Origin of the sequence: Hwanghaeella sp. (genome assembly GCF_965227365.1) — a bacterium.
In the GTDB taxonomy this organism is placed as follows: Bacteria; Pseudomonadota; Alphaproteobacteria; order UBA8366; family Aestuariispiraceae; genus Hwanghaeella.
Genome location: NZ_OZ245754.1, coordinates 3,102,402 through 3,127,691, shown reverse-complemented (window position 1 = coordinate 3,127,691; position 25,290 = coordinate 3,102,402). Strand labels below are relative to the sequence as shown.

24 protein-coding genes are annotated in these 25,290 nt (G+C 60.6%); 10 read left to right on the top strand and 14 right to left on the bottom strand.

Features of this window, described 5'->3' with window-relative positions; translation table 11 throughout:
* Positions 1-27: 27 nt before the first annotated feature.
* The 4 genes from ACQK2G_RS14335 to efp all read right to left on the bottom strand — a co-directional run bounded on the left by ACQK2G_RS14335 (position 28) and on the right by efp (position 4,367).
* Entirely contained in the window at positions 28-1,176 is a 1,149-nt protein-coding gene (locus ACQK2G_RS14335) for a flagellar motor protein MotA (protein ID WP_425405718.1), read from the bottom strand.
* Between the two features lie 137 nt (positions 1,177-1,313).
* Positions 1,314-2,666, bottom strand: coding sequence for an OmpA family protein (locus ACQK2G_RS14330; RefSeq protein ID WP_425405717.1), 1,353 nt, complete (start codon positions 2,664-2,666; stop codon positions 1,314-1,316).
* 212 nt (positions 2,667-2,878) lie between these two features.
* Entirely contained in the window at positions 2,879-3,703 is an 825-nt protein-coding gene (locus tag ACQK2G_RS14325) for an inositol monophosphatase family protein (RefSeq protein ID WP_425405716.1), read from the bottom strand.
* A gap of 97 nt (positions 3,704-3,800) precedes the next feature.
* Entirely contained in the window at positions 3,801-4,367 is a 567-nt protein-coding gene (gene efp / locus ACQK2G_RS14320) for an elongation factor P (protein ID WP_425405715.1), read from the bottom strand.
* Between the two features lie 174 nt (positions 4,368-4,541).
* Between efp and epmA the strand changes: the two genes are divergently transcribed.
* A complete protein-coding gene (gene epmA / locus ACQK2G_RS14315) occupies positions 4,542-5,612 on the top strand; it encodes an EF-P lysine aminoacylase EpmA (protein WP_425405714.1) in 1,071 nt (356 codons plus the stop codon).
* Positions 5,613-5,648: 36 nt separating this feature from the next.
* The gene (locus ACQK2G_RS14310; RefSeq protein WP_425405713.1) at positions 5,649-5,999 is read left to right on the top strand and encodes a DUF6614 family protein; all 351 of its coding nucleotides are present in this window, start codon (positions 5,649-5,651) and stop codon (positions 5,997-5,999) included.
* Here the strand turns inward: ACQK2G_RS14310 and ACQK2G_RS14305 are convergent.
* From ACQK2G_RS14305 to ACQK2G_RS14295, 3 genes are all read right to left on the bottom strand, one after another.
* Positions 5,996-6,484 carry an ureidoglycolate lyase gene (locus ACQK2G_RS14305; RefSeq protein ID WP_425405712.1) on the bottom strand — a complete coding sequence of 163 codons (489 nt, stop codon included), beginning with the start codon at positions 6,482-6,484 and terminating at the stop codon, positions 5,996-5,998. The genes ACQK2G_RS14310 and ACQK2G_RS14305 overlap by 4 nt on opposite strands.
* Before the next feature lie 2 nt (positions 6,485-6,486).
* Positions 6,487-7,311, bottom strand: a complete 825-nt coding sequence (locus ACQK2G_RS14300; protein ID WP_425405711.1) for a bifunctional allantoicase/(S)-ureidoglycine aminohydrolase — start codon at positions 7,309-7,311, stop codon at positions 6,487-6,489.
* 66 nt (positions 7,312-7,377) lie between these two features.
* Positions 7,378-8,274: a MurR/RpiR family transcriptional regulator gene (locus tag ACQK2G_RS14295; RefSeq protein WP_425405710.1), complete on the bottom strand. Its 897-nt coding sequence runs from the start codon at positions 8,272-8,274 to the stop codon at positions 7,378-7,380.
* A 165-nt stretch (positions 8,275-8,439) separates the two neighbouring features.
* On the opposite strand from ACQK2G_RS14295, the gene ACQK2G_RS14290 reads away from it, so the two are divergent.
* The 3 genes from ACQK2G_RS14290 to ACQK2G_RS14280 are packed head-to-tail and all read left to right on the top strand — an operon-like array spanning position 8,440 to position 10,653.
* Positions 8,440-9,120 (top strand): amino acid ABC transporter permease, encoded by a 681-nt coding sequence (locus tag ACQK2G_RS14290; RefSeq protein WP_425405709.1) that lies wholly within the window; start codon positions 8,440-8,442, stop codon positions 9,118-9,120.
* On the top strand, positions 9,120-9,827 hold the full coding sequence (locus ACQK2G_RS14285) for an amino acid ABC transporter permease (RefSeq protein ID WP_425407648.1): 708 nt from the start codon (positions 9,120-9,122) through the stop codon (positions 9,825-9,827). The genes ACQK2G_RS14290 and ACQK2G_RS14285 overlap by 1 nt, the downstream gene beginning before the upstream one ends.
* A gap of 34 nt (positions 9,828-9,861) precedes the next feature.
* On the top strand, positions 9,862-10,653 hold the full coding sequence (locus tag ACQK2G_RS14280) for a transporter substrate-binding domain-containing protein (RefSeq protein ID WP_425405708.1): 792 nt from the start codon (positions 9,862-9,864) through the stop codon (positions 10,651-10,653).
* 96 nt (positions 10,654-10,749) lie between these two features.
* Here ACQK2G_RS14280 and ACQK2G_RS14275 read toward each other — a convergent pair whose 3' ends face one another.
* A complete protein-coding gene (locus ACQK2G_RS14275; RefSeq protein WP_425405707.1) occupies positions 10,750-11,580 on the bottom strand; it encodes an alpha/beta fold hydrolase in 831 nt (276 codons plus the stop codon).
* 258 nt (positions 11,581-11,838) lie between these two features.
* Between ACQK2G_RS14275 and ACQK2G_RS14270 the strand changes: the two genes are divergently transcribed.
* The 3 genes from ACQK2G_RS14270 (at position 11,839) to ACQK2G_RS14260 (ending at position 17,559) form a co-directional block, all read left to right on the top strand.
* Entirely contained in the window at positions 11,839-12,858 is a 1,020-nt protein-coding gene (locus tag ACQK2G_RS14270; protein WP_425405706.1) for a GlxA family transcriptional regulator, read from the top strand.
* A gap of 282 nt (positions 12,859-13,140) precedes the next feature.
* On the top strand, positions 13,141-14,331 hold the full coding sequence (locus ACQK2G_RS14265) for an SH3 domain-containing protein (RefSeq protein WP_425405705.1): 1,191 nt from the start codon (positions 13,141-13,143) through the stop codon (positions 14,329-14,331).
* A 24-nt stretch (positions 14,332-14,355) separates the two neighbouring features.
* Positions 14,356-17,559, top strand: coding sequence for a caspase family protein (locus ACQK2G_RS14260; protein WP_425405704.1), 3,204 nt, complete (start codon positions 14,356-14,358; stop codon positions 17,557-17,559).
* Between the two features lie 7 nt (positions 17,560-17,566).
* Here ACQK2G_RS14260 and thiE read toward each other — a convergent pair whose 3' ends face one another.
* Together thiE and ACQK2G_RS14250 are read right to left on the bottom strand one after the other, a co-directional pair.
* Positions 17,567-18,250: a thiamine phosphate synthase gene (gene thiE, locus ACQK2G_RS14255; protein ID WP_425405703.1), complete on the bottom strand. Its 684-nt coding sequence runs from the start codon at positions 18,248-18,250 to the stop codon at positions 17,567-17,569.
* A 4-nt stretch (positions 18,251-18,254) separates the two neighbouring features.
* Positions 18,255-19,175, bottom strand: coding sequence for a class I fructose-bisphosphate aldolase (locus ACQK2G_RS14250; protein ID WP_425405702.1), 921 nt, complete (start codon positions 19,173-19,175; stop codon positions 18,255-18,257).
* Between the two features lie 281 nt (positions 19,176-19,456).
* Between ACQK2G_RS14250 and ACQK2G_RS14245 the strand changes: the two genes are divergently transcribed.
* Positions 19,457-19,807, top strand: a complete 351-nt coding sequence (locus tag ACQK2G_RS14245) for a hypothetical protein (RefSeq protein ID WP_425405701.1) — start codon at positions 19,457-19,459, stop codon at positions 19,805-19,807.
* On the opposite strand, the gene ACQK2G_RS14240 is transcribed toward ACQK2G_RS14245, so the two are convergent.
* Positions 19,808-20,176, bottom strand: a complete 369-nt coding sequence (locus tag ACQK2G_RS14240) for a VOC family protein (RefSeq protein WP_425405700.1) — start codon at positions 20,174-20,176, stop codon at positions 19,808-19,810. It lies immediately after the preceding gene.
* A gap of 142 nt (positions 20,177-20,318) precedes the next feature.
* Here ACQK2G_RS14240 and ACQK2G_RS14235 point away from each other — a divergent pair, with 142 nt between their 5' ends.
* Complete coding sequence (locus ACQK2G_RS14235; RefSeq protein WP_425405699.1) at positions 20,319-21,020, top strand: SDR family NAD(P)-dependent oxidoreductase; 702 nt, start codon at positions 20,319-20,321, stop codon at positions 21,018-21,020.
* Between the two features lie 15 nt (positions 21,021-21,035).
* On the opposite strand, the gene ACQK2G_RS14230 is transcribed toward ACQK2G_RS14235, so the two are convergent.
* The 3 genes from ACQK2G_RS14230 to tkt form a co-directional block, all read right to left on the bottom strand.
* Positions 21,036-21,806, bottom strand: coding sequence for a class II glutamine amidotransferase (locus ACQK2G_RS14230; RefSeq protein ID WP_425405698.1), 771 nt, complete (start codon positions 21,804-21,806; stop codon positions 21,036-21,038).
* A 199-nt stretch (positions 21,807-22,005) separates the two neighbouring features.
* Positions 22,006-23,016 carry a type I glyceraldehyde-3-phosphate dehydrogenase gene (gene gap / locus ACQK2G_RS14225; RefSeq protein WP_425405697.1) on the bottom strand — a complete coding sequence of 337 codons (1,011 nt, stop codon included), beginning with the start codon at positions 23,014-23,016 and terminating at the stop codon, positions 22,006-22,008.
* A 16-nt stretch (positions 23,017-23,032) separates the two neighbouring features.
* Positions 23,033-25,039: a transketolase gene (gene tkt / locus ACQK2G_RS14220; protein ID WP_425405696.1), complete on the bottom strand. Its 2,007-nt coding sequence runs from the start codon at positions 25,037-25,039 to the stop codon at positions 23,033-23,035.
* Positions 25,040-25,290: the final 251 nt, after the last annotated feature.

Here is a 25,290-nt window from a genome sequence, read left to right as displayed (position 1 = left end):
GATGTCTTTGCAGCGGACCGCATGTCCTTAATCGTCGCCTTCGGCGATGGCCGCAATGGTGCGGGCCAATAGACGAATTTCGCTGCGGACTTCCTGAATGGTTTCGGCGCGTCCCGTATTGGCCTGATCGATCATGCGGTTGAGGCCCGTCTCGATATTATGCAGATGTCGGACCATGATCTGATCCTGTCCGGCAGCGGGCTTGGCCATGGCTTCCATGACGTTCTGCAGCCGCTGTTGGCCTTCCGCCAGTTTCAGCATCAGGTCCTGTTCCGTCCGCATCGTCGTCGTCAATGTTTCCAGGCTGCTGGATAGCGCCGCGATATCCGTATGGGACGACGCCCGCGATTCTTCCGCTCTTGCGATCGTGCGCTGCAGGCTTTCCAGACTATCTGCTGTCTGCTCCAGCAATGCCTGGATATAGGCCGGGACCGATTGTTCGCCGTCGCCGATGGCCGTCGCGCCGCCGCCGCTGAGGCGCGTCAGACTGCTGAGCCATTCCTCCAGATCGTTATAGAACCGGTTTTGCGCCTGTCCTGCCTGCAGGCCCAGAAATCCAAGAACCAGCGAACCGGCCAAGCCGAAGAGGGAGGAACTGAAAGCCGTGCCCATGCCGGAAAGTGGCGCTTCCAGCCCTGCCTTTAATTCTTCGAAGGCGAGACCGACATTTGCCCCACCGACATCGATGCCGGCGATGACGCTGCTGACGCTTTGTACCGTTTGCAGCAGACCCCAGAAGGTGCCGAGCAGACCAAGAAACACCAATAGGCCGACCATGTACCGGCTGATCTCTCGCGCTTCGTCCAGGCGCACGGCAATGCCGTCCAAAAGGGTTTGCATCGCCGTTGTGGACAGGCTGAGGCGGGTCATGCTGCGATCGCTGCGTTCGGACAGCATGGTCGCCGCGGGCGCCATCAGTTTCGGTGCCGCGATGCTGGTCTGCGCGCCATGCGCGCCGCGGCGAAAATTCTCGATCCAGTTGATCTCGCGGTTCAGGCGGCCGACGGTCCAGAAATCGATGCCGATCCCGACGATGAGTGCAAAGACGATCGTACCGTTCAGGAAGACGTTGGCCAGGAAGGCGCCGATCAGCGCTTCGTAGATCAGCAGGCATCCGGCTGCGACCAGCACAAGAAACAGGATCATCCGAATCAGAAAACCGATGGGCCGTGTCACGTTCGCCTCTTTGGTTCCGCTGCCGTGCAAGCCTCAGGCCGGCTAGCAGCCGTTAACGTCATCCGCGATCTGGTCTTACCCGGCCCAAATGCGAACCATCCCGTATCGGTTCGCGCCGGTTCGGCACTGTGTCGGCGTCAGCCTGTCGCGCCCGGAAGTATCACATCCACCCGATTGCCTTCGCCGCCGTCTGTCTTGTTCCCCAGGGCGCGGACATCCATACGCGTACTCCGCACGCCCTTCTTGATCAGATAGGTTCGTACAGCCAAGGCACGGAACAGCGAAAGGCGCCGGGATTCGCTCGCGGTTTCGCCGCTGTTGCTGGCATATCCCATCAACTGGACGCGCATTTCCGGGTTGGCATTCAGGCGTTCTGCCATCCGATCCAGCGCCGCTTCCGAACCGGGCGGCAGTTCGGACGACGTATTGCCGAACTGGATGCTGACCTTGTCGCCGCTCTCCACCACCGCATTGGGATTGACGGAGGCGACTTGTGGTTTCGCCGGGGCCGGTGTGGGCACATTGGCCGTCGCTTTCGGTGCTTCCGCAACGGTTGCCGCGATCGGTTTTTCTGCCGGTTCGACGACAGGCGCTTCGATCTTCGGGATTTCGACTTTGGCCGGAACGGGGGCCGGTACAGGGGCCGGTGCCGGTGCGGGCGCAGGCGTCGGCGCGGATGCCGCTGCGGGTGCCTTGGCCACCGCTGTCGGTTCCGGCTTCGCCGGGACCGGTGTGGGCGCCGGAACGGGTGCGGGTTTCGGTGTTTGGGCAACCGGTTTGGGCGCAGCAGCCGGAGCCGGGGTCGGTGCAGGAGCCGGTTTCGGCGTAGCGGCGACGGGTTTCGGCGTTTCGGCGATGCTAGGCTTCGGCGGCGGTTGTGTCGTGACGCGGACCGGCTCGGGCTTGGCGGGAACCGGGCTGGGCGCAGCGGTGGCAGCGGGCGCTGCGGTGGTGGGGGGCTGCGGCGGCAGGGCGGCGACACGCGGCGCCGTGGATTCCAGCCCCGATACCGGGGCGGATACACCCGACGGCGGTACCGCGGCGATGCTTTGGCCCTGACCCGAAACCAGGCCTGAGCGTGGGGCAGCGCTCGGCGAGGCGAGCAGACTTGTCGGGGCATTCGCGGTCAGGCCGGAAACCGGCGCGCGGCCGTTCAAGGTCGTGCTGCGTTGGGTCACCGGACTGCCCGCGCCCAATACGACGGCGGGTTGGCGCAGCAGTTGGCGCATGTCGGGCGGGGGACCGAGCTTGTCCAACGCGCTCGTATTGACCTCGACCGGATCGCCGATGACGGCGACGCCCGTATAATATTTCGTCGGGCCGTTCGTTTGGGCCAGGGCTGGCGCGGTGATCAAGGAAGTTCCGATTGACCCACCCAGTGACGCGAAGGCCAATGCGGCGGCCATGCCGGATAGGCGAAGACGCGAAAGCGGCTTGTCGGCGCTCTTGCCCCGGCAAGAAACGGCGACAGATGCTGTTATGTCGTTCATGTCGTCACCCAAGAAAGCGGCTCCAAACGAATCATATGAGCGGCACCAAATAAAAGGCGCCGGTCACCAAGTAACAGTATCGGCGGATTCTCCCATCCGGCCAATTAACATTGTTACATTATCCGAGTGACTTGCAGGGCTCAACAGATACTCTCGTTGATCAGCCCTTGGATTTGCCGTCGATATGGGGGATGTCGGTAGATTAATACCGCTTAAGACTGCTTTTCGGACTTTTCAGACTCTCGCAGCGTCTTGCCGAAAGCGTTTTGGATGCCAGCATTGCTGGCGACCACGACCGGGCTGTTCAGTTTGAAGTCCCGGCCCTGCAGATCCGTAACGAAACCGCCCGCTTCCTTGACGATGATCAGACCAGCGGCGACGTCCCAGGGCTGCAGGCCCTGTTCCCAGAACCCTTCATAACGGCCGGCGGCCACATAGGCCAAATCCAGCGAGGCCACGCCCCAGCGGCGGACGCCTGCGGAACAGCCCATGATAGCGTGCAGGCGGCGGATAAAGGTTTGATGGCCTTTCGGGCCGCCGCCGATGCCCATATGCGGGATGCCGGTGGCGAAAACGCTGTCCGCCATCTTGGTGCGGCCGGAAACGCGAAGGCGTTTGTCGCGCAGGAACGCACCTTGTCCTTTTTCGGCCCAGAACATCTCGTCCTTGACCGGGTCATAGACGACGCCGGTGGTAACCGCACCATTCTGTTCCAGCGCGATGGAAACCGCCCAGTGCGGCATGCCGTGCAGGAAATTCGTCGTGCCGTCCAGCGGGTCGATAATGAACCTGTTGGCGTTGTCTTCACCGACGATTTCCCCGCCTTCTTCCATCAGGAAGCCGTAATCCGGCCGCGCCTTCTGCAATTCGCGGCGGATGATGTCCTCTGCCTTCTTGTCGGCGGAACTGACGAAATCGGCCGGCCCCTTCCGGGACACCTGAAGTTGCTCAACTTCTCCGAAGTCGCGCACCAGGGCGCGGCCCGCCTTCTCGGCGGCGCGCATCATCACGTTCAGGTTGGCGGACCGGATCGCCATGGCGAATTTCCTTATTTCGTTTGTTACCGCGACCTTGGCCGCTTAGTCGATCGAAGAAGGGAGGGCCGCCTGAAACCTTTGAGCGGCCGGCACGTCATCAATCCTTGGCGCGTTCCGAATAGGCGCCGTCCGCGGTATGAACCACAATACGGGTACCGGTTTCGATATGCGGCGGCACCAGCACGCGCTCGCCGTTCTCCAGAACCGCCGGCTTGTAGGACGAAGACTGGGTTTGGCCCTTCACGACCGGATCGGCTTCGACAACCGTCATGACGACGGTTTTCGGCAGGGTCACGTTGATCGGCGCGGATTCGTGGGTCTGAATCGCGCAGATCATGCCTTCCTGCAGGTACGCCTTAGGCGCGCCGATAATGTCGCCAGGGACTTCGATCTGCTCGAAAGTCTCGTTGTTCATGAAGGTATAGACGCCGTCGGTCTCGAACAGATACTGGTAATCCGTTTCGAACAGGTCGGCGCGCTCGATGCTTTCCTGGGTACGGAAACGCAGGTTCGTCTTCGTTCCGACAAGCGGATCACGCGCTTCGATCTGCGCGACGGAGGCACCTTTGCCCGGCTGGTTGATCTCGTTCTTCACCACGACCAGCAACTTTCCTTCATGCATGAAGGCGTTGCCGGGCCGCAGATTGATGGCAGTGTCTTTCATCGCGCTTGCGTCCCAGAGTCTGCTATGAATCTATGTGTCACATTTGCCGCCGCCGGATCGTCTAAACATGGAATCGTGGGGGATCCGCCGAATTGCGGCGCTTTCCTATCACCAGGGCCCCCAGCAAGCAACTGTCGGGGCAGGCAAGAGAACGGACGATTGGGCCGATAGAGCATGAATCAACAATTCCAGACCGGCCGATGGTGGTCGCCGGAAGCCGTTGCGGCGCGTCTGCCCAACCTGCGCCGCCGGGCGGCGGTTCGGAACGCTATTTGGTGTTTCTTTGAAGAGGCCGGCTTTACCGAGGTCGAAACACCCGCCCTACAGGTCAGTCCGGGATTGGAACCTCATCTCGCCGCCTTCGAGACCGTAATGCTGCCGCCGGGTCGCGGCGGCGGTCCGTCCTTGCGGCGTTATCTCCACACCAGCCCCGAATTCTCGATGAAAAAGTTGTTGGCCGGCGGCATGGAAAAAATCTGGCAGTTGTGCCCGGTTTTTCGGAACGCGGAGGGGGCGGGTACCCACCAGCCGGAATTCAGGATGATCGAATGGTATCGTGCCGGCGAGGGATACCGGGTTCTGATGCAGGACTGCATCGATCTGCTACGTGCCTGCGCGCCCAAGGGTTCTCCCTATCGCTTCCGCGGCAGGGAAAGCGACCCGCATGCCTATTGGCAGGTCATCACGGTGGATGAGGCCTTCAAATACTATTGCGGCATCGACCTACCGGCGACGCGGGAAGCGAGTGCGGCCGGCACCATGCCGGGGGCCGACGGTTTGCGCGGGGAAGCGGAGCATATCGGCGTGAGAACCGCCGACGGTGACACTTGGGACGATGTCTTTTTCAGGATTTTCGCTGAGAAGATCGAACCGGAATTGGGCCATCCGGCGCCGACGATCCTGACGGATTATCCGGTCCACATGGCGGCCCTGTCGCGCCCCAAGCCGGAAGACCCGTCGCTCGCGGAACGGTTCGAGGTCTATGTTTGCGGCTTGGAACTGGCCAACGCTTTCGGTGAGTTGACGGATGCGGACGAACAGCGGCGCCGGTTCGAGGCGGATATGGACCTGAAGGAAGACCTCTACGGGGAACGTTATCCGGTCGATGAAGACTTTCTGGACGCGGTCGCGCAGATGCCGCCCGCCAGCGGTATCGCATTGGGTTTCGACAGGCTGGTCATGCTCGCCTGCGGCGCGGATGATATAAAGGACGTGCTTTGGGCGCCGGTGGACCAGGAAAGCTGAGCTGATTAAATCACGCGGAAAGGACGGAAGGCCGCCATGGATATCTATCACGTCTGGTGCAATCTGAAGCCGGGTGTCGACGATACCGAATTCGCCGATGCGGCCCATGCCTATCTTCAGCATCTCTGTGAGGAAGGGGCGTTGGCCAATTACCGGCTGACCCGCCGCAAGCTGGGGCTCGGCCATCCCAATCTGCCGGAATGGAATATCCTGCTGGAATTCGAGGATATGACCCAGATGGACCAGGCTTTTTCTTCAGTGGCGAGCCGGACCGATCCGGTGGAAAGTTTCCACTATGCGGTGAATTCGAAGGTTCAGGATGTCTTCTTTGCACTTTACAGAGATTTTCCCGACGCTTTCCGGGAACGTGGGGAGGAGCGGTTCTAGGGCTGCACAGACACCGGTGTGTCGTAACTGAATTCCTGAAGATTATTTCCGGATCCAATCCGATCGACGACGGCGAAGACGGCATCGTCCCGCAGCGCGATAAGCGGCGCGTGCCAGGTGTTCGGCAAATAGCTGACGCCCTGGCGCGGTTGCGTTATGAAGGCGTGAAGAATTCCCGGCTTCCCGTCATCGTCCTCGGCTACCACGACCAGGAACGGATCTTCCGACATGGGGATGAAGGCCTGCGCGCCGAGGGGATGGCGTTCCATCACCGTGATCGGATAAGGGATCTCGACGGCGCGGGTGCGGAACAGGCTGATGCCGGCGCGACCGCCGTCGAATTCAAGCCGCACCCGGTCGTGATGCCGGCCGCAGCGACCGGCGTTGATGATCATGTCCGGGCTGCCTTCGGCATCGAAAACATCGCCGAAGGGATAAAACAGCTCCGCCGAAATCGGTTCGGCTTTCAGGGGGGCGTGTTCCATGATCAGAGCTTAAGCGGCATATGGCGGTTTACGTTCTTATAAAGCAGATAGCGAAACGGCCCCGGACCGCGCGCATAGCAGGATTGCGGACAGAAAGCACGCAGCCACATGTAATCGCCGGCTTCGACCTCGACCCAGTCCTGGTTCAGTTCATACACACCACCGCCTTCCAGAACATAGAGCCCATGTTCGTTTACATGGGTTTCTTCGAACGGAATGACCGTACCTGGCAGGAAGGTGACGATGTTGATGTTCATGTCGTGCCGGATATCAGTCGGGTCGATCATGCGGGTCGTCATCCAGCCTTCATGCCCCGGCGGCATGGGCGAGGGGTCCTTCTCACGGTCGCTGGCAGTGTGGAATTCCGGCGCATCCAACCCGTCCACCCATTCATAGGCTTTGCGGATCCAATGAAAGCATAGGGGCTCGCTGCCTTCGTTCTTCAACGACCATTCCGCCGTGCAGGGAATAAAGGCGAAGCCGCCGGAAGTCAGCTGATGCTTCGTTCCGTCCACGGTCAGCACGATTTCGCCGGCCGTGATGAACAGCCCGTGTTCCGTGCCTTCCTCCGTTTCCGGGCGGTCGCTGCCGCCGCCCGGCAACACTTCCAGGATGTATTGGGAGAAACTCTCCGCGAAGCCGGTCATCGGGCGGGAAATGATCCAGGCCCGCGTATCGCGCCAGAAAGGCAGGTTGCTTGTGACGATATCCGTCATGACCCCTTTGGGAATGAAGGCATAAGCCGTTTTGAAAACTGCCTGACCGGTCAGTTTGGTGGTTTGGCCCGGCATGCCGCCGCGATGGGCGTAGTAGGTCCGTTCGGTCACGAAGATAATGCTCCTGTGTTGCCGCCTTCCATTCGATGGCGTCGCCGCTTCATTCGAGGGAAGGGGTTATTCCATTTCATCGATCGTGTCGTGCAACTGTTCAATCGATTGAAGATGTTTGCGTCCGGGCTCTCCCATCTTTTCGACAACGGCTACGCTGATGAAATGAAGGAGCGACAGGGCCGCACTGTATCGATCGAACGGTTCCGCGCCCCGAACCGAACAGGGGATCGTCCATGTGGCGGCGGATAAGCCCCCCGCGGTTCGGTCGGTGATGTACAGTATTTTGGCCTGCTGCTTGTCGGCCGCTTCAATGACCTTCTCGACCTGTGGGACGCGGCGACGCATGCCGACACAGATCAAAAGATCATCTTCTCCCAGCATGGATATATCCTCGGCCAAGGTCATACCCGCATTTGGCAGGAGTGATACGTGCTTTCTGACCTGAACGATTTGCCAGTGAAGATAAGCGGCCAGGAAGTAACTGTTTCGCCATCCGATGCAGACAACCCGTTTTGCAGTGCAGATCGCATCGACGATCGATCGGAACGAGTCAGGTGAAAGCGAATGCAAAGTTGTTGTAATGTTTTGGGCGTCTTGATCGATATGAAATTGAACGCGCCCTGCGAAGTCTTTCGGCTGATGCGCTTGTTGCATCAAGTAGAGTGGAGAGCCCCAGGTCTGGGCATCGCGGGCGGCGCGTCGGGCTTCATCATAGTTCGTGAAGCCCAGCCTTTTGATCAACCGGGTAACCGCCGCATTTGACCCGTTGGACATCTCGGCCAGTTCTGTCGCGGTATAGGCCGCAACCTCGCCCGGAAATTCCAGGATGAAATCCGCGATCCGCCGCTCGCTTACCGGCAGGGAGGCGTATTGCGCGCGAACGGCCTTTTCCAGCGCCGTATGCGTACCGGTATCCAGCGCATTCTTTGAAGGGGGCGGCGGATTTGTTTTTCTTGTCATGCGTCCATGCTTTCCGACCCTTCGTAGCCTCCCGGTTTTGTGTCCGGCAATACTGATATCATTTTTTTAATAATTGACGCACTGAAAAAATTTTTTCAATCTCGGTTATCGTTTGTTGCACTGCACGCGTCGGTGGAGTGGGGCGGGGCGGTGAACCGGGGGCATATGATGTTCGATCTGCGGTTTTTCGAGATCTATCGCAACGCCGATTTTCTTTGGCGTTTGGCGGAAGGCGCCTATCTCAGCATCGCCCTGTCGGTTGGGGCAGCGTCGATCGGCCTGATCGCGGCATCGCTTCTCGCAGTCTCGCGCTATGCCGAAATTCCTGTCCTGAAGCATGTCGCCGCCGCCTATGTTGAGGTCATCAGAAACACGCCTTTGATCGTGCAGCTCTTCTTCGTTGCGTTCGGCCTGCCGCTCTTGCTCGGTTATCAATGGCCGTTCTGGGCCCATGCAGCACTGGGTTTGACTCTCAATTTCTCGGCCTATTTCGCAGAAATCCTGCGCGCCGGGCTGGTCGCCATTCCGAAAGGACAAGTCGAGGCCGCTACAGCGCTTGGGCTCAAGCCGCATCTTCGCTTCACCAAAGTGATCTTTCCGCAGGTCTTTGCGAACGTTTATCCCTCGCTGACCAGTCAGTTCATCTTTCTGTTCCTGACAACGGGGGTGATCTCGGAAATCGGTGTTGAGGACTTGACCCATGCCGGGGTCTTCATCGACAGCCGGACGTTCCGGTCTTTCGAGGTCTTTATCACGCTCACCGTCGCCTATGTCGCAATCGCGCTCTTCTTCAAGGGATGCATGCTCGCGATCGACCGGCGCTGTTTTGGATGGAAGGGACGGTGATGAAGGAATTATTCGTCGCCCTGTTGGGCCAGCCCTTCGGCATTGTGATCTTCCAGCTTCTCGAGGCGACCCAATACACGATCTATCTCTCGCTGATTGCCTTTGTCGGCGGTGGATTGATTGGCGCGGCGATCGCGTTGGCGCGCATCTCCGGTAAACCGGGGTGGGAAAGGTTTGCTTCCGGATACATCTGGTTGTTTCAGTCAATTCCGCTGCTGATGCTGCTGTTCCTATCCGGGTTGGGTGTGCCGCGTCTGCTGGGACAAGACGTCAATCCGTGGGTTTCCGCGATCATCTCGTTGACGCTTTACGCCAGCGCTTATCTTTCAGAAGTCTGGCGCGGTGCTATCCAGGCCATACCCAAAGGCCAGTGGGAAGGCGGCTACGCCCTCGGCATGCGATTCCTGCCGATCCTGCGGACCATCGTCCTGCCGCAGGCGGTGCGCCTCGCGCTCGCACCGACGGTCGGATTCAGCGTGCAGATCATCAAGGGAACGTCGCTCGCTTACATCATCGGGTTTCACGACCTTATGAACCTGGGAAAGCGCTGGGCAAATGCCCCGGTCGACGGGACGGAGCCCTTCGTAATCTATCCCTTGATGGCCCTGATCTATTTCAGCCTGTGCTTTCCCCTGTCCCGGTTCGCCCTCGTCTTGGAACGGCGGCTGGGAAGTTATTCGAAGGGGCCGAAAGTCATCACCGCATAACCGTCAACTCAAACCAAAGAAACAGGAGTGCCTCATGTTTGGATCCTTAAAGAAAACGTTTGCCCTGGCCGCTGCCACGGCGTCCGTCATGATCGCCCAGCCGGCAATGGCCGACCTCGCCGACATTCTTTCGTCAGGCAAGATCAAGATCGCCGTTCCAGAAAATTTCCCGCCCTTCGGCGCGCTAGGCGCCAGCGGTGAACACGAAGGCTACGACGTCGACGTCGCGAAGTTGATTGCCGAAGACCTCGGCGTGGAACTCGAACTTGTGCCTGTTACCTCGAAGCAGCGGATCCCCTTCCTGGAAACGGATCGTGTCGATCTGGTGATTTCATCGATGGGGGCCAATCCCGGTCGCGCGAAGTCGATCTGGTTTTCGAGTGCCTATGCGCCGTTTTTCTCCGGTGCTTTTGCTGCGCCAGGGATGACGATCAACTCGCCTGCGGACCTTTCCGGGAAGAAGATCGGGCTGACCGGCGGGTCGCTGGAAGATCTGGAATTGACCAAGATGGCGCCGGCGGACGCCGAGATCATCCGATTCGGCGATAACGCAGCGACCTTGTCGGCTTATGCATCCGGACAGGTCGATGTCCTGGTGACGGGCAGCGTCGTGGCCGCTGATTTCTCCGCCAAGAACGCGGACAAACCCATCCAGACGAAATTCATCATCAAGGATTCTCCCTGTTTCATCGGCGTGAAGAAGGGAAGTTTCGATCTGTTGCAATGGGTCAACGTGTTCATTCTCCACAAGAAACTGGGCGGTGACCTGAATACCATGTCGCAAAAATGGTTCGGTCAGGATCTGCCGCCGCTGCCGGCGCTGTAAGGGCATAGTGGCATTGGGCGGGAGCTTCATTTCCGCCAAAGAGGAACGCCGGTCCCGATGGTTCGGGTCCGGCGTTCTGCGTTTTGCCGACACGCGTCAGCTTTCGATAAAGGCCAGCAGATCGGCATTGACCAGGTCGGGATGTGTCGCGAAGAAACCGTGCGACAGGCCCTCATAGGTTTTCTGTGTGCCGTTCTTCAGCAATTTGATGGCCTTGTCGGCGGAATTCGCGATCGGCACGATCTGGTCGTCGGAACCGTGCAACACCAGGGTCGGGACCGTGATCGCCTTCAGGTCTTCCGTGAAGTCGGTTTCCGAGAAGGCGGCGATGCTGTCGTAATGCGCCTTGGCGCCCCCCTGCATGCCTTGCCGCCACCAATTCTGGATCAGGCCTTGGCTGACCTCCGAACCCTCGCGATTGAAGCCGTAGAACGGACCGGAGGGGATATCCAGATAGAACTGCGCCCGGTTCGCGACCAATGCCGCCCGCAATCCATCGAAGACCTCGGTCGGAACACCGTCCGGATTGCTGGCGGATTGAACCATGACCGGCGGCACCGCGCCCAGAAGGGCGGCCTTTGCGACGCGACCCGGTTCTTCGCGGGCGACATAACGGGCGACGACCCCGCCGCCGGTCGAATGGCCGATGTGAACCGCGTTGTTCAGATCCAGGTGGCGAACAAGGTCCGCCGTATCGGACGCATAGGTGTCCATGTCGTTGCCGGTATCCGTTTGGTCCGATCTGCCATGGCCGCGCCGATCGAACGCGATGACGCGATAACCCTGGGACAGGAAGAACAGCATCTGGCTGTCCCAATCGTCGGCACTCAACGGCCAGCCGTGGTGGAAGACGATCGGCTGTGCGGTTTTCGGACCCCAGTCCTTGTAGAAGATATTGGTGCCGTCTTTGGCGGTGAACGTGCTCATAATATTGTCTCCTTCAGTCAAGTCTTGCGATTGCGATGTTGAAAAGGCCGGAAAAGGGACGGCGGCGAGGGCGAGGGCGGCGGCGCCTGTGCTCAGGACTTCCCGCCGGTTCGGCGTCGGGCCGTTACTGTCAGTTCGGTAAACCATCTTTGTCCTTTCCCCCGGTCGGGGTGCTTCGATTTCTTGTGGACAAATCTAAGGGGGACGAGATGAACTGGCGCGTGGCGGAAATGACAATTGAAGGGTCAAAACTGACAAATGGTTGCGCAGAGCGATATTCTGGCCGAGATCGGCGTGCTGATTTATCCGGATTGCCAATTGGCGGCGGTATATGGGCTGACGGATCTTTTTCGCATCGCCGGCGAGTGGTCGGTCCGGGACCCAGACAAGAAAGGTCCCCGGCCTGCCATCCGGGTATCGCATTGGCAGGCGGAGGAATCGTCTGTCGACGGCAGCAAGGGTGAGCCCGTCTGCGTTTGGGATAGCCACGCAGGTCTGGCGCACCGTCTCGACTATGTCATCGCGCCGCCAAGCATCATCATGCCCGAGGATATGAAGCCGATGACCCTGGCGGCCAAATGGCTGAGTGATCGGCATGCGGCGGGCAGCAGGGTATGTTCTGTCTGCGCCGGTGCCTTCGTCTTGGCGGAAAGCGGCTTGCTGGACGGTCGCAGGGTGACGACCCATTGGGCATTTGCCGCCGAGTTGGGTGAACGGTTCCCGTCAATTGACGTTGCGGAAGAGAATATCGTTCTGGACGATGGTGACATCATGACGGCCGGCGGCATTCTTGCCTGGGCCGATCTGGGGCTGACGCTGGTCGAACGGTTCATGGGGCCCAGCGCGATGCTGGCCACGTCCCAATTCCTGCTGATCGATCCGCCGCGCAAAAGCCAGCAGCCGTTCCGGCATTTCCTTCCCCGATTCGATCATGGTGATGAAGTGATCCTAAAATCACAGCACCACCTTCAGGCTTCGGTCACAGAACCGCATTCGGTCAAGGAACTGGCGGCCGGCGTCGGTCTGACGGAACGCACGTTTCTGCGCCGATTTGCTCGTGCGACCGGACATAGGCCGACGGAATACCTGCAACAGCTTCGCATTGCGAAGGCTCGCGAAACGCTCGAATTGACGAACCGGTCGGTCGATCGGATCGCTTGGCAGGTCGGCTATCAGGATACGGCGGCCTTTCGAAAGGTCTTTCAGAAATACACCGGTATTTCGCCCCATCTCTATCGGCAGCGTTTCGGGGTTTACGATCGAAAACCCGATAGATGAGGGTGGTTCCGGCGCTATCTTCTTCCGCCGCGCCGGCTTTCTCTCGATGCGCCGATGACTGCAGCCCGCCACCTAAATCTCTTCTCCATGTAACCTTAAGGATGCAATCATCGACCGGTCATGCATAGGATCGTATTGTATCCAAGTACCTCTCGGCAGTATGGTCTGTTCGAAACGCGGTCAGCAAAAACAGGACCGATCTCGGGAGCGAGTCCCGAAGCGGTCGCTGCGCGGATACCGACTGAATTCCGGTCGGATCCTGGACGAGACAGGGACAAATCGATGACATATTTTGATGTGCGGCATGTGACGAGCCGGGGCCTCGGAATATCCTATCCACTGGCGCGGTCGGGCCGAAAGATGACCGCCCGTAAGCTGATCAGCGCGGCTTGCCTCGGCACGACGTTGCTGACTTCCGCCTGCCAGACCGTGGAAGGCCTGTCGAACGACCTTGGCATTCAGCAGGTGTCCAAGGACGACGCCTGTGCCGAGCAGAGCACGGCGCTTCGGGAATCGCAGGGATACTTCGAGCGCAGCATCATTCAGGGCGCCGTGATCGGCGCCGTCGGCGGTGCAATTCTCGGTGGCATCCTGGGCGGTGGAGACGGTGCGTTGGCTGGGGCTGCGGTCGGGGCGGCGGCCGGCGCGGGCGGCGGTTACCTGGCGGCGCGGCAGAAGGAGTCTTCTGACCGAACCGCTCTGGGCAACACCGTCTATCAGGACGCGCAGTATGAAACCGGGGAAATCGTCCGGGCGCTCGCGGCCTTCAATCGGGTCCGCGATTGCCGTCTTGCCAGGGTAGCGACCATCAAACAGCAATTCGGGGCCGGCCAGCTTTCCAGGGAACAGGCCCAGGGCATGCTCGATGTGGAGAAAAGGCGGTATGCGGACGATATCGTCGTGGTGAAGGCGATCGCCGGCAAGATCGACGAGCGCCATCAGGAATTCGTCACGGCCGTAGAGACCATTTCCGAAGACAATGCGGAAGCTTCCGCCCTGTTGGCCCGTGCCAAGGCGGCGGAACAATCGGATTGGAACAATCCCGATGCACCGGCTGTGTCCGAACCCGCTTCGGCTGAGGACATGGTCGTCGCCAGCACGAATCTGAATGTTCGGGCGGAGCCGAGCACGACCAGCGCAAAGATTGGATTGCTTGAGGGCGGCACGGCCGCGCTTCGCACGGGACCCGATCAGAATGGCTGGACCCCCATCCAATTAGCCAACGGTGCCAATGGATTTGTCGCCACTCAATTTCTGTCCGGTTATGAAGGAACGGCGCCTGTGGTCAGCGCACAGCAACAGGGATCCGGGCTGTCCCTGGCCTCGGTGACCCGGTCGGTTTCCAGCGACGCGGATACGGAGACGCGGACTGTTGCCGTTCTGTATGAGGGGCGGGAAAAGCGGATCGAACTGGATCGCCTGACCCAAACCGCGGAACAGGAAGAGAGCACAGCCTTCTCATTGGACGGCTGACGGCAGAGGAAAGTCGTGTGTCGCATGTCACGGTGGTCAGGTTTGGGACGGACGTTAACGGGTGCCGCGCTTGCTACGCTCGTCGCGGTCAGCTTTCCCACTGTTCGGGCTGAAACCCTACCGGAGCTTCCGACCGAACCGATCCTTGTCTTGAACGGCGTCGGTCATACCGCATCCGCCAACCGGGTGCTGGTCTCGCGGGATGGCGCCCGCGTTTTCACGATCTCCGACGATCAAAGCCTTCGTGTCTGGCGGCTCGACGACGGGGCGTTGCTGGACGTTGTCCGGGGGGCGATTGGCCCGAGCGACGAGGGCGCGCTGTACGCGATTGCCGAAAGCGACCGTTTCCTCGCCGTCGCCGGTCGCGCCGGATGGGACTGGGCGGACGGCAAGACGTTCGTCCGCGTGATGTCCGCGGCCGACTTGACGGTCAAGGGGGTGCTTACCGGGCTGCCGTCGCCGGTCGTCGATTTGGAGTTCTCGGGTGACGGTAAGTATCTGGCCGTGGGGTTGAGCGGCGGCGGGGCCGGCGTCCGGGTTTTCCAACTCGGGCGCGGAGAACCCGTCGTGAAGGACTCCGACTTTCCGGAAGGCATCGTCGATATCGCTTTTCTACCGGACGGGCGGCTGTTGGCGCTCGGTGCAAGCGGCAGGTTGCGGGCCTATATAGTCTCGACCGGGGCGGTGGATGTCGACGCCGCCTTGCCTGCAGGCGGAAAGCCCTGGCGGCTGGCGCCGGCGCGCGGCGCGGACCTGGTTGCGGTAACCCATCGTGCAAGTCCGGAAATCCTGCTGATACCGACGACCAACCAGGCCCGGGAAGGGCGCATATCGATTGACGCCGCGGCGGGGACGGGATTGGCGAATGCCGCCTGGGGGCAAGACGACAAGATCATGTATGCGGTGTCGGACCAGGAAGGCCTCCTCCAAAACGGTGTCGTCGTGACCCGGCAGTTGGTTCGCGTCATGAACGTCAAGGGCGGCCAGCGCGCCGAATTCGATTTGGCCGAGGCGGGCGTCGAAGCGCCGCTTGTCGATATCGTTTCGGTGCCTGCCGCGGGGGGAGGGGATACCCTGCTCTTCACCTCCACCGCCGGCGATTGGGGCGTCCTGGATGTGAAAGGTGGAGGACAACCGATCCTGCGTTTCGTCGTAAGGGCCGAGGGGGGAAGCTTCCGGGGCGGGGCCGCGCGTCGTCCAGCTGTGAACGAAGACGGATCGAGCGTTGCCTTCTATCCCGGCCCGTCGGCAAGCCAACGGGTTCTGTTCGATGCGAAACGCGCCTCGCTGGAGGGAGTTTCGGAGGGATTGGAGACCTTTCACGAAGCGTCGCGCAATGCCGGAAAACATGTTCTCGACCTGGATGTCGCACTCGCTTCGGCCAGCGTGGATGGCCGGATCGTTCCTCTTCGACAAGGGGAGAGGGCATTGGACATCATCGCCTCACCGACAGGGACGGAGGTCTATGTAGGGTCGAACCATTATCTTCGCCGCCTGGCGCCCGACACGCTGACGGAAACCTGGCGGGTGCCCGTGCCCGCGCCCGCCTGGGTCGTCGCCCCGTCCGCGAATGGTTCGGTGGTCGCCGCGTTCCTGGGTAATGGCATCATCCAATGGCGGTCCGCCACTGACGGAAAATTGCTGAAGTCTTTCTTTGCGACCCGTGACGCAAGGCATTGGGTGTCATGGACGCCCGAGGGCTATTTCGACCACAGTGCCGAGGCAAAGGACAAGGACGGAACGTCGTCCAGTGGTGCGCAATTGATCGGCTATCATCGAAACCGCGGATACAAGGATGCGCCCGAATTTCTGCCGATAGACCGATTGTACAAGAAGTATTACCGGCCGGATCTGGTCGCTTACGCGTTGGATCCCGAACTGCCGACCTTGGCCGCTTCCACCGGGACTGGCGGCGCGCCAAACATCGCGGACGTCATCGACAAGAACGTGCCGCCGCCCATCGAGATCGTCGAGGCGTGCGGGATCAATGAAGTCGGTGGGGCAGCCGGCTGCACCACGCCGGAACCCGTTGCGGCGGTGGCCGGCACCCGCAGCACGGCAACGCGGACATTGCGGGCGACCCTGCCGGAACACATGCGCGACCGGTCGATGTTGGAGTTCATTCTCAAAATCGAAGATCACGGCAGGCGGTTCGGGAAGGTCGAGATTCGCCGCAACGGCGCACTCCTGACATTGCGGCGGACCGGCATCGTCGAGCAGAAGGACGCAATCCTCATGCGCTACCGCGTCCCGCTTCTGACGGGCTCCAACACGATTACTGTCAGTGTCTACGATGCCGAGAACCTCGTGCAGTCCGAACCGCTGACACTGGTTGTCGAGGGAGACACCGGTGCCAAGGTCTCCGACAAGACGATCAGAGTATTCGCCGTTGGCGTTTCCGATTACGCCGTCGATATGTTCGACCTGCAAAAGGGGATCGCCAGCAACGACGCTTTCGGGATCGCCGCCGCTTTTGCCGAAACCGTGCGCAAGGGCGGTCTCTACGCGAAGTCGCAGACGACCGTGCTGGTCGATGAAAACGCCACGAAGGATCGCATTCTGAAAGGTCTGCAGACACTGGCTGAAGAGTCGAAGACGATCGACACCGTCATTGTCTTCTTTTCCGGTCACGGGGATGTGGTCGATGGAAACTACGCCTTTGCCCCCCACGATCTGGGCGCGCGGGGAGGCGATGTCCTGGCGGAGGCTAGCGCCGGCCAACAGTTCGGCGATTCCGCTGTCCGGGATCTCTTCCGCAGGGAAGGTTTGAGCCAGACGGAGATCATGAGCGAGTTGGGCAAGATCGAATCCGAAAACCTGATCCTGATCCTGGATACATGTTATGCCGGGTCATTCAAGGCGCTGAATGCCGACCAGCGTCAAGTGATGTCCCGGTCCGTGGTGGAACGTGTCGCCCATGATTCCGGTCGATTCATTCTGGCAAGTGCCCGGGGGCTTGCCCATGACAGTGACGGCAAGGACTATCCCCCCGGTCAAGGACACGGTCTGTTCACGTCGAATGCCTTGGACGGTCTGCATGGGGCCGCGGATTTCGACGGTGATGCGATCATCTACCTCACGGAATTGGGCGGCTATGTTCGTCGGGAGGTGGAAATGGAGTCAAAACAGACCACGGTGCCGCAGGTGCCGGTGATCAAATTCTACGGCGATCCGTTCTTCCCGCTTGCCGTTGTTGAAAAAGGCGCCGAGACGCCGGCGGCAAACTGAAGCAGCGCTAATTTCGGAACGCGTCTTCGATTGCTGCATTCATGGCCTGGACTCCGGCGGCACTTCCGTCCGGGTGGTTCCAGACGGCGCCGACGACGGCCAGAAAGTCGGCGCCAGCCCTGACCAGGGGCGCACAGTTTTCCGCCGTGATGCCGCCGATGGCGACGCACGGGACTTCCATCGTTTCCGACCAGATTTCCAGCGTCTCGATCTCCGCCTGATGCTGAACCTGTTTAGTGCCAGTTGGGAAAAAGGCGCCGAACGCGACATAATCGGCCCCGGCTTCCGCGTCGACCATGGCGAGATGGCGGGAATTGTGACAGGTCGTCCCCACGATGGCGTCCGGTCCGACCGCCGCGCGGGCCGATTTGTAATCGCCGTCCTCGCGCCCGACATGAACGCCGTCGCAGCCCAGTTCGGCGGCAAGGTCCGGCCGGTCGTTTAGAATGAAGGCGACGTCCCGCTGATGCGCGATCGGCATCAGGGTCTGAACCGCCCGGCGAATTTCATCATCTTGGACGGAGGCTTCGTCCGTGCCTTTCAGGCGCAACTGCAGACAGGCGACGTCGCCTGCGTCCAGGGCAGCAGCGAGCTGTTCCGAAAACGCCGCCAAGTCGAAACTCGGCGGCGTGATCAGATAAAGCCGGCAGGCCGGCCCTTCGGTTTCCTGAGAGGAAGAGCCGGCAGCCAAGGCGTTAGGCCTTGCCCTGATAGATCTTGATGATCGTATCAAGCATCTTCAAAGCATCCTCACGCGGACGCTGGAAGGTGTTGCGGCCGATGATGGAGCCGTTCGCCCCACCGTCGCGCAGTTCGCGGATTTCGTTGAAAACATCGTCCAGGCCCTTGGCGGCACCGCCCGAGAAGACGACCAGGCGACGGCCGTTGAAGGAGGACTGCATGACATGCTCGACGCGTTTCGCCAGCGTCGAAATGTCGATCTTTTCCTTCTCGTAGACCTTCTTGGCTTCCGGCTGTTCCAGATGGGCCGTCGGCGGCTTCACCTTGATGATGTGGGCGCCGAGCTGGGCGGCCATGTGGGCTGCATAGGCGCAGACATCCAATGCCGTTTCCCCGTCCTTGCTGAGGTCGCCGCCGCGCGGATAGGACCAGATCACGGTCGCGATGCCGTAGGCCTTCGCTTCTTCGGACATTTCGCGGATTTCCTCGATCAGGTCGAAGGCCTGATCGGATCCCGGATAGATCGTGAAGCCGATGGCGGCACAGCCCAGACGCAACGCATCGCCGACGGAACCGGTGATGGCTTGGTCCTTGGACGTCGCCCAGGAATTGGAGGAGTTGACTTTCAGGATCGTGGGGATCGCGCCTGCGAATGTATCGGCGCCCGCTTCCAACTGGCCGAGCGGCGCGGCATAGGCGTTCAAGCCGGCATCGACGGCGATCTGATAGTGGTAGTGGGGATCATAGGCATCGGGGTTCGGGGCAAAGCTGCGGGCGGGGCCGTGTTCCCAGCCCTGGTCGACCGGCAGGATGACCATGCGGCCGGTGCCGCCCAGGCGGCCATGCATCAGGATGCTGGCCAGGTTCCTCTTCGTGCCCGGATTGTCGCTCTCATAATTGGCGAGGATCTTTTTGACTTTCTGCGTAATCTTCATGGCAACGCCACCCCTTAGCTGAATTCCGGCGCGCCGGTCGGCTACCAAATCGTTGGCTGGCCCGGTTCGCCCGATTGTTTGCGATATCCCCTCCCGCCACGGAACGCCTTGCACAAGGCCCCAGCAGCAGACGGTGTATCGTCTACACAGGGAAAGGTCGGTTTTCAACGCTTTAGGGCCAGAGAAACGCCGCCATCAGGGGACTTTGTCGACCCCCTCCGGCTTGACCGGGCGGGGGCGGGGTGTGAAAACCGCGCGCCTGCGCAGCATGGAAGAGAAGTATGAGCGGTTCAGAGAAAAACTCGGTCGGTGGCGTGTTGGACATGCGGCGGTACCGTCCCTGGCACTGGGGACTATCCGTACTGTATGGGTTGCTGATGCTGGCTTCTTTGCCATCGGCCCTGGTCGCCCTGAAACTGACGCCCGCCGAGGGCACTTCCGAGGGGCTTTTCTTCGCGATGTCTCTGGCGATCGCGGCCATACCCTTTACCATCGCGGTCTGCCTGACGGCGAGTTGGATGTATCACAAGGGCGGCGCGCAGCGGGCCGCCTTCATCCCTTACGCGATCCCGCTGATCAATATTGCAGCGGCACTTATCCTGAGGTCGCTGATGATGCAGTCCGCCGGGTGATCAATCGCGGAAATCCACGTGGATATGGTTGCCGTCCGGGTCGTGAATATTGACCTGGGTGATGCCGAAATCCGTCAGCGTGTTCAAGCGGCTGGGAATGCCGTTCGCTTCCAGCTTGTCGATGAACCCATCCTTGTCCGTGCCGGCCAGGGCGAAATGCTCCAATTGCAACTGCTCGGCCATCCCGGGTTGGTCGCTGACCTCGACCAGATGCACGATCGCGACGTCCCCGGCATAAAGCCAGGCGCCGCCGAAGGAAAAGTTCGGGCGCGGGCCCAAGGTCAAACCCAGAATGTCCCGGTACCAGGCGATCATCCTTTCCAGGTTCGCGGTCCTGACATTGACATGGTCCAGTGATTGTATCGGCATTTTTCTATCCTCCCCGGTCGGACCGTTTGGTCGATCCCCATATTGATAAAGACTGACCCGCCTTCATACTTGCCGCAAGAGGCCGGGTGCCGGTCTTCCACTCGATCGACAGCCATAGCGGAAAATCGACAGGAGAAAATTGATGGACAGGAAGGTGATGCTGCTGACCGGCGGCACCCGTGGCATTGGCCGCAAGATCGCGGACGAGGCGATCGCCCGGAACTGGTTCGTCTCAATCGGCGCGCGGGATTCTTCCGCACAGAAACTAGGCATCGCGCCCGGGGATGGGGAGGTCGTTTCCTATGACGCGGCGAAAGGCGGAGAAGGGGACTGGGTTGCCGGCGTCCTGGCGCGGCAGGGCCGGATTGACGCGATTGTCGCTTGTGCAGGGATTTACGACCCCGCCAGTATCGTGACCGGAGACGACGACCGCGTCCTGCATCTGTTCGAAGTCAACGTCCATGCGCCGCGCCGACTGGCCGCAGCGGCCTGGGACGCGCTCAAGGTTTCCGGGCAAGGGCGGGTCGTTGTTCTCGGCTCGCTGTCGGGGAAACGCGTGAAGTCCGCCGGTTCGGGCCTTTATTCCATTTCCAAATTCGCGGCGGTGGGTCTTGCCCATGCTTTGCGTCACGAGGGATGGGATGACGGGATCCGTGCCACCGCGATCTGTCCCGGCCTTGTTGCGACCGATATGGGCGCGGCGGCAGCAGGGAACAGTCACGCTCTGGCCGCAATGACCCAGCCGGAAGACCTTGCGAAAGTCACGCTGGACGCAATGGAAATGCCGAACACGCTCTCTCAGGCGGAAATTACAATCAATTGTCAGTTGGACGGGATTTTCTAAGACCGTATCCGTTGCCTAGACCTTGAGCGGCTGGACCCTGACATTGCCGTCAGGATCGCAGAGCAGGAATGTGTTCGGACCGACCGGCTGCCAGCCTTCTTCATCGGCGCCGAAAGGTTCGGACACCACCAGCGTGCCGATATCGTCCTGCCGATAATACAGGCTGGGCGGGTTCGGGTCGCTGGAGTACCGCGCGGCATACAGGCGCTGACCGTCCGAAAACGCCGTGGTCATGCGGAAGGGGCTGTCCAACCCTGTTACTTCGGCAATCTCTTCGATCCGGCTGATCGTGGCCTCCATCGCCCCTTGCGGATCGACTTCGACGCCGTTCGCCAACAGATGCAGGAAGACCGCTTCGCTATCCGTTGTGCCCTGGCGGTGGACGTAAAGCTCATCGGGCAGGGCGTTGTCGATGATGCGGCGCAGTTTTTCGTACTGACCGATCTGGCCGTTATGCATGAACATCCAGCGTCCGACCACGAAGGGGTGGCAATTCGCCCGCATCGTTTCCGTTCCGGTCGAGGCGCGGACATGGGCGAAGAACAGGTGTGAGCGGATCTGGTGGGCAAGCGCCCGCAAATTGCTGTCGTTCCAGGCCGGCAGGACCTCCCGGAACAGTCCCGGTTCCTCCCGTTCTCCATACCAGCCGACGCCAAAGCCGTCGCCATTGGTCGTGGTCGCGCCTTGTCTGGCACGCAATGACTGATGGATCAGCGAATACTCCGGAACGAAAAGCAGTTCTTCGAGAAAAGTGGGATCACCGCGAAAGGTCAGCCAACGGCACATTTTTTCCTCACCCGCACGCCCACTCCCAGGTCAAAGGTGCGGTATTCACGCACAATTCGGTGCCTGCGCCAAGAGGGATCGCAGGGCAGGGGCCGGAGGGGTGGCAGGAGGACATTCGGCCGGGAAACGAAAAAGGGCCGGCCCGAAAGGGCCGACCCTGAAATGCTATCCTGCGAAAATCGCGGGATTTGAACCTTGCTTAACGCAGCTTGCCCATGGCGACGGCCGTGTCGGACATGCGGTTGGAGAAGCCCCATTCGTTATCGTACCAGCTGAGAACGCGGACCAGCGTGCCGTCGATGACCTGCGTCTGGGTCAGGTCGAAGGTCGAACTCGCCGGGTTGTGGTTGAAGTCGCTGGACACCAACGGTTCGTCGTTGATGCCGAGAATGCCCTTCAACGGACCCTTCTTGGCGGCTTCCTTGATGGCATTGTTGACCGTCTCGACATCCGTCGCCTTCTTGGCGTCGAATTTCAAGTCGATCAGGGAGACGTTGGCCGTCGGCACACGGACTGAGGTTCCGTCCAGCTTGCCCTTCAGTTCCGGCAGCACGAGGCCGACCGCCTTGGCAGCACCGGTGGAGGTCGGGATCATCGACTCACTCGCGGCGCGGGCCCGACGCAGGTCCTTGTGCAGCGTGTCGACCGACGGCTGGTCGCCCGTGAAGGCGTGGATCGTCGTCATGAAGCCGCGCTCGATACCGATCGCCTTGTTCAGGACCGCCGCGACCGGGGCCAGGCAATTGGTGGTGCAGGACGCGTTGGAGACGATCTTGTGCGTCTTCTTCAACGTTTTTTCGTTAACGCCATAGACGATGGTGTTGTCTGCATCCGTGCAAGGGGCGGAGACCAGGACGCGTTTTGCGCCGGCTTCCAGATGGGCGGAGGCCTTTTCCTTGGAGGCGAAGATACCGGTGCATTCCAGGGCGATATCGATGCCCAGCTCTTCCCAGGGCAGTTCCGCCGGATTGCGGATGGCGGTCACCTTGATCTTGCCTGCGCCGAGGTCCATCCAATCCTTGCCGGACTTAACCTTGCCCGGAAAGATGCCGTGGACGGTGTCATACTTCAGCAGATGCGCGTTCGCTTCGACCGAGCCCAGATCGTTGATCGCCACGAACTCGATGTCTTTGCGGCCGGCTTCCATAGCGGCCCGCAGAACCAGACGGCCGATCCGGCCGAAACCATTGATCGCAACACGTACAGCCATTTTGCTTAGTCCTCTCTTATTTGTCGCGCTTGCTGCGCGCCTTCAAAATTCCAACCGCCTGTTTAACGACCGCATCGGCGGTAATGCCGAAGTGTTCGTACAACTCGCCCGCAGGCGCCGAAGCGCCGAAGCTATCCATACCGACAAAAGCACCGTCCGGGCAGAGCCATTGATCCCAACTTTGACGGACACCCGCTTCGACGGCGACACGAACCGCGTTTTCCCCGAGCACGCTGTCCTGGTACTTGGCCGATTGCTTGGCGAACAGGTCCAGGCTGGGCATTGAGACGACGGCGGTGCCGATCTTCTTCTTTTCCAGAATGGCGCGGGCTTCGGCAGCGAGCGACACTTCCGATCCGGTCGCCATCAGCGTGACCTGACGCGGCCCGACTTCGGCTTCCTGCAGGACATACCCACCCTTGGCGGACAGGTTCCTGGCCGAATGCTTGGTCCGCAACGTCGGCAGGCCCTGGCGGGAAAGCGCCAGCACGCTCGGGCCGGTCTTGTTTTCCAACGCGATCTGCCACGCTTCCGTGGTTTCCACGGCATCGCAGGGGCGAAGTACGGTGACATTCGGCATGGCACGCAGGCTGGCCACATGCTCTACCGGCTGGTGCGTGGGGCCGTCTTCGCCGAGACCGATGGAATCGTGGGTCATTACATAGATGACACGCTGTTCCATCAGGGCCGAAAGCCGGATGGACGGACGGCAGTAATCGGTGAAGACCAGGAAGGTGCCGCCATAGGGAATAAAGCCGCCATGCAGCGCAATGCCATTCATCGCGGCGGCCATCCCGTGCTCGCGCACGCCGTAGAAGATGTAGCGGCCGGATGCATCCTTGGCGGTGACGGGCGGCATGATACCTGTCTGCGTCAAGTTGGAACCGGTCAGATCAGCGGATCCGCCAACCATCGACGGCACGGCCGCGGTCAGAACTTCAAGAGCCTTTTGGCTGGCCGCCCGGGTCGCGATTGTCGGCGCGGCCTTTGAGAGTTCCTTCTTGTAGCTGGCGACGATCTTATCGAAGTCTTCGGGCAGATCCGTCTTGATAAAGTCATTGAAGGCGCGGCGGTCTTCGACGTTCTTCTTCTTCAGCCGACCTTCCCAGGCTTTGCGCGGCTTCTCACCCCGCTTACCGGCATCGCGCCAGGCTTTCAGGATGTCTTTCGGGATGACGAAGGGTTTGGCATCCCAGCCCAGTTTCTCGCGAGCGCCTGCAATTTCCTCGTTCCCCAATGGTGCGCCATGGGTAGAGGCCGAACCGGCCTTGGTCGGCGCGCCGTAACCGATCACGGTGCGGCAGGCGATGAGGGAAGGCGTATTCGTCTTCTGCGCGGCGGAGATCGCTTTCTCAACCGCTTCCGGATCGTGGCCGTCAACGGCCTGCGTATCCCAGCCGCTGGCCTGGAACCGTTTCAACTGATCGTCGGAAACCGTCAATTCGGTCGGGCCGTCGATGGAAATGTGGTTGTCGTCGAACAGCACGATCAGTTTGCCGAGGCCGAGATGACCGGCCAGGGAAATCGCCTCGTGGCTGATTCCCTCCATGAGGCAGCCGTCACCGGCGATCACGTAGGTATAATGGTCGACCAGCTGTTTGCCGTGACGCGCCTCGGCCATGCGTTCGGCCAGAGCCATGCCGACCGCATTGGCGAGGCCTTGGCCGAGCGGTCCGGTCGTGGTTTCGATGCCGGCGGCGTGACCGTATTCCGGGTGGCCCGCGGTCTTCGATCCGAACTGGCGGAAATTCTTGATCTGCGCCAAGCTCATATCCTTGTAGCCGGTCAGATGCAGGATCGAGTACAGCAGCATCGATCCATGTCCGGCGCTCAGGACGAATCTATCGCGATCGGGCCAATCCGGTTTCGACGCGTCGAATTTCAGAAACTTGGTGAAAAGAACGGTGGCGACGTCGGCCATGCCCATCGGCATTCCAGGGTGGCCGGAGTTGGCCTTTTGAATGGCGTCCATGGAAAGCGCGCGGATTGCATTGGCCATGTCGCTGTGTTTGATGGCGGTCATTGCTGCTCAGTTCTATCCGTTGGGATTCGGGCTATGCTTTGACGGTTCCGATCGTGGAACCGACCGACGCCGCCGTAGATGCGTGGGGCGGTCTAGACATCCGCCCTTTGCAAGGCGCGCGAAACATGCCTATGCAACTCTGTTAGGTCAATAGCGCTACGCCTTGAACGGATTGCATTTCCCAGGGTCCGGCGATTCCTGCCGTCACCTTAAGGTTGAGGTTATGGGGTGGGCGGATCGGTTGACGCTCC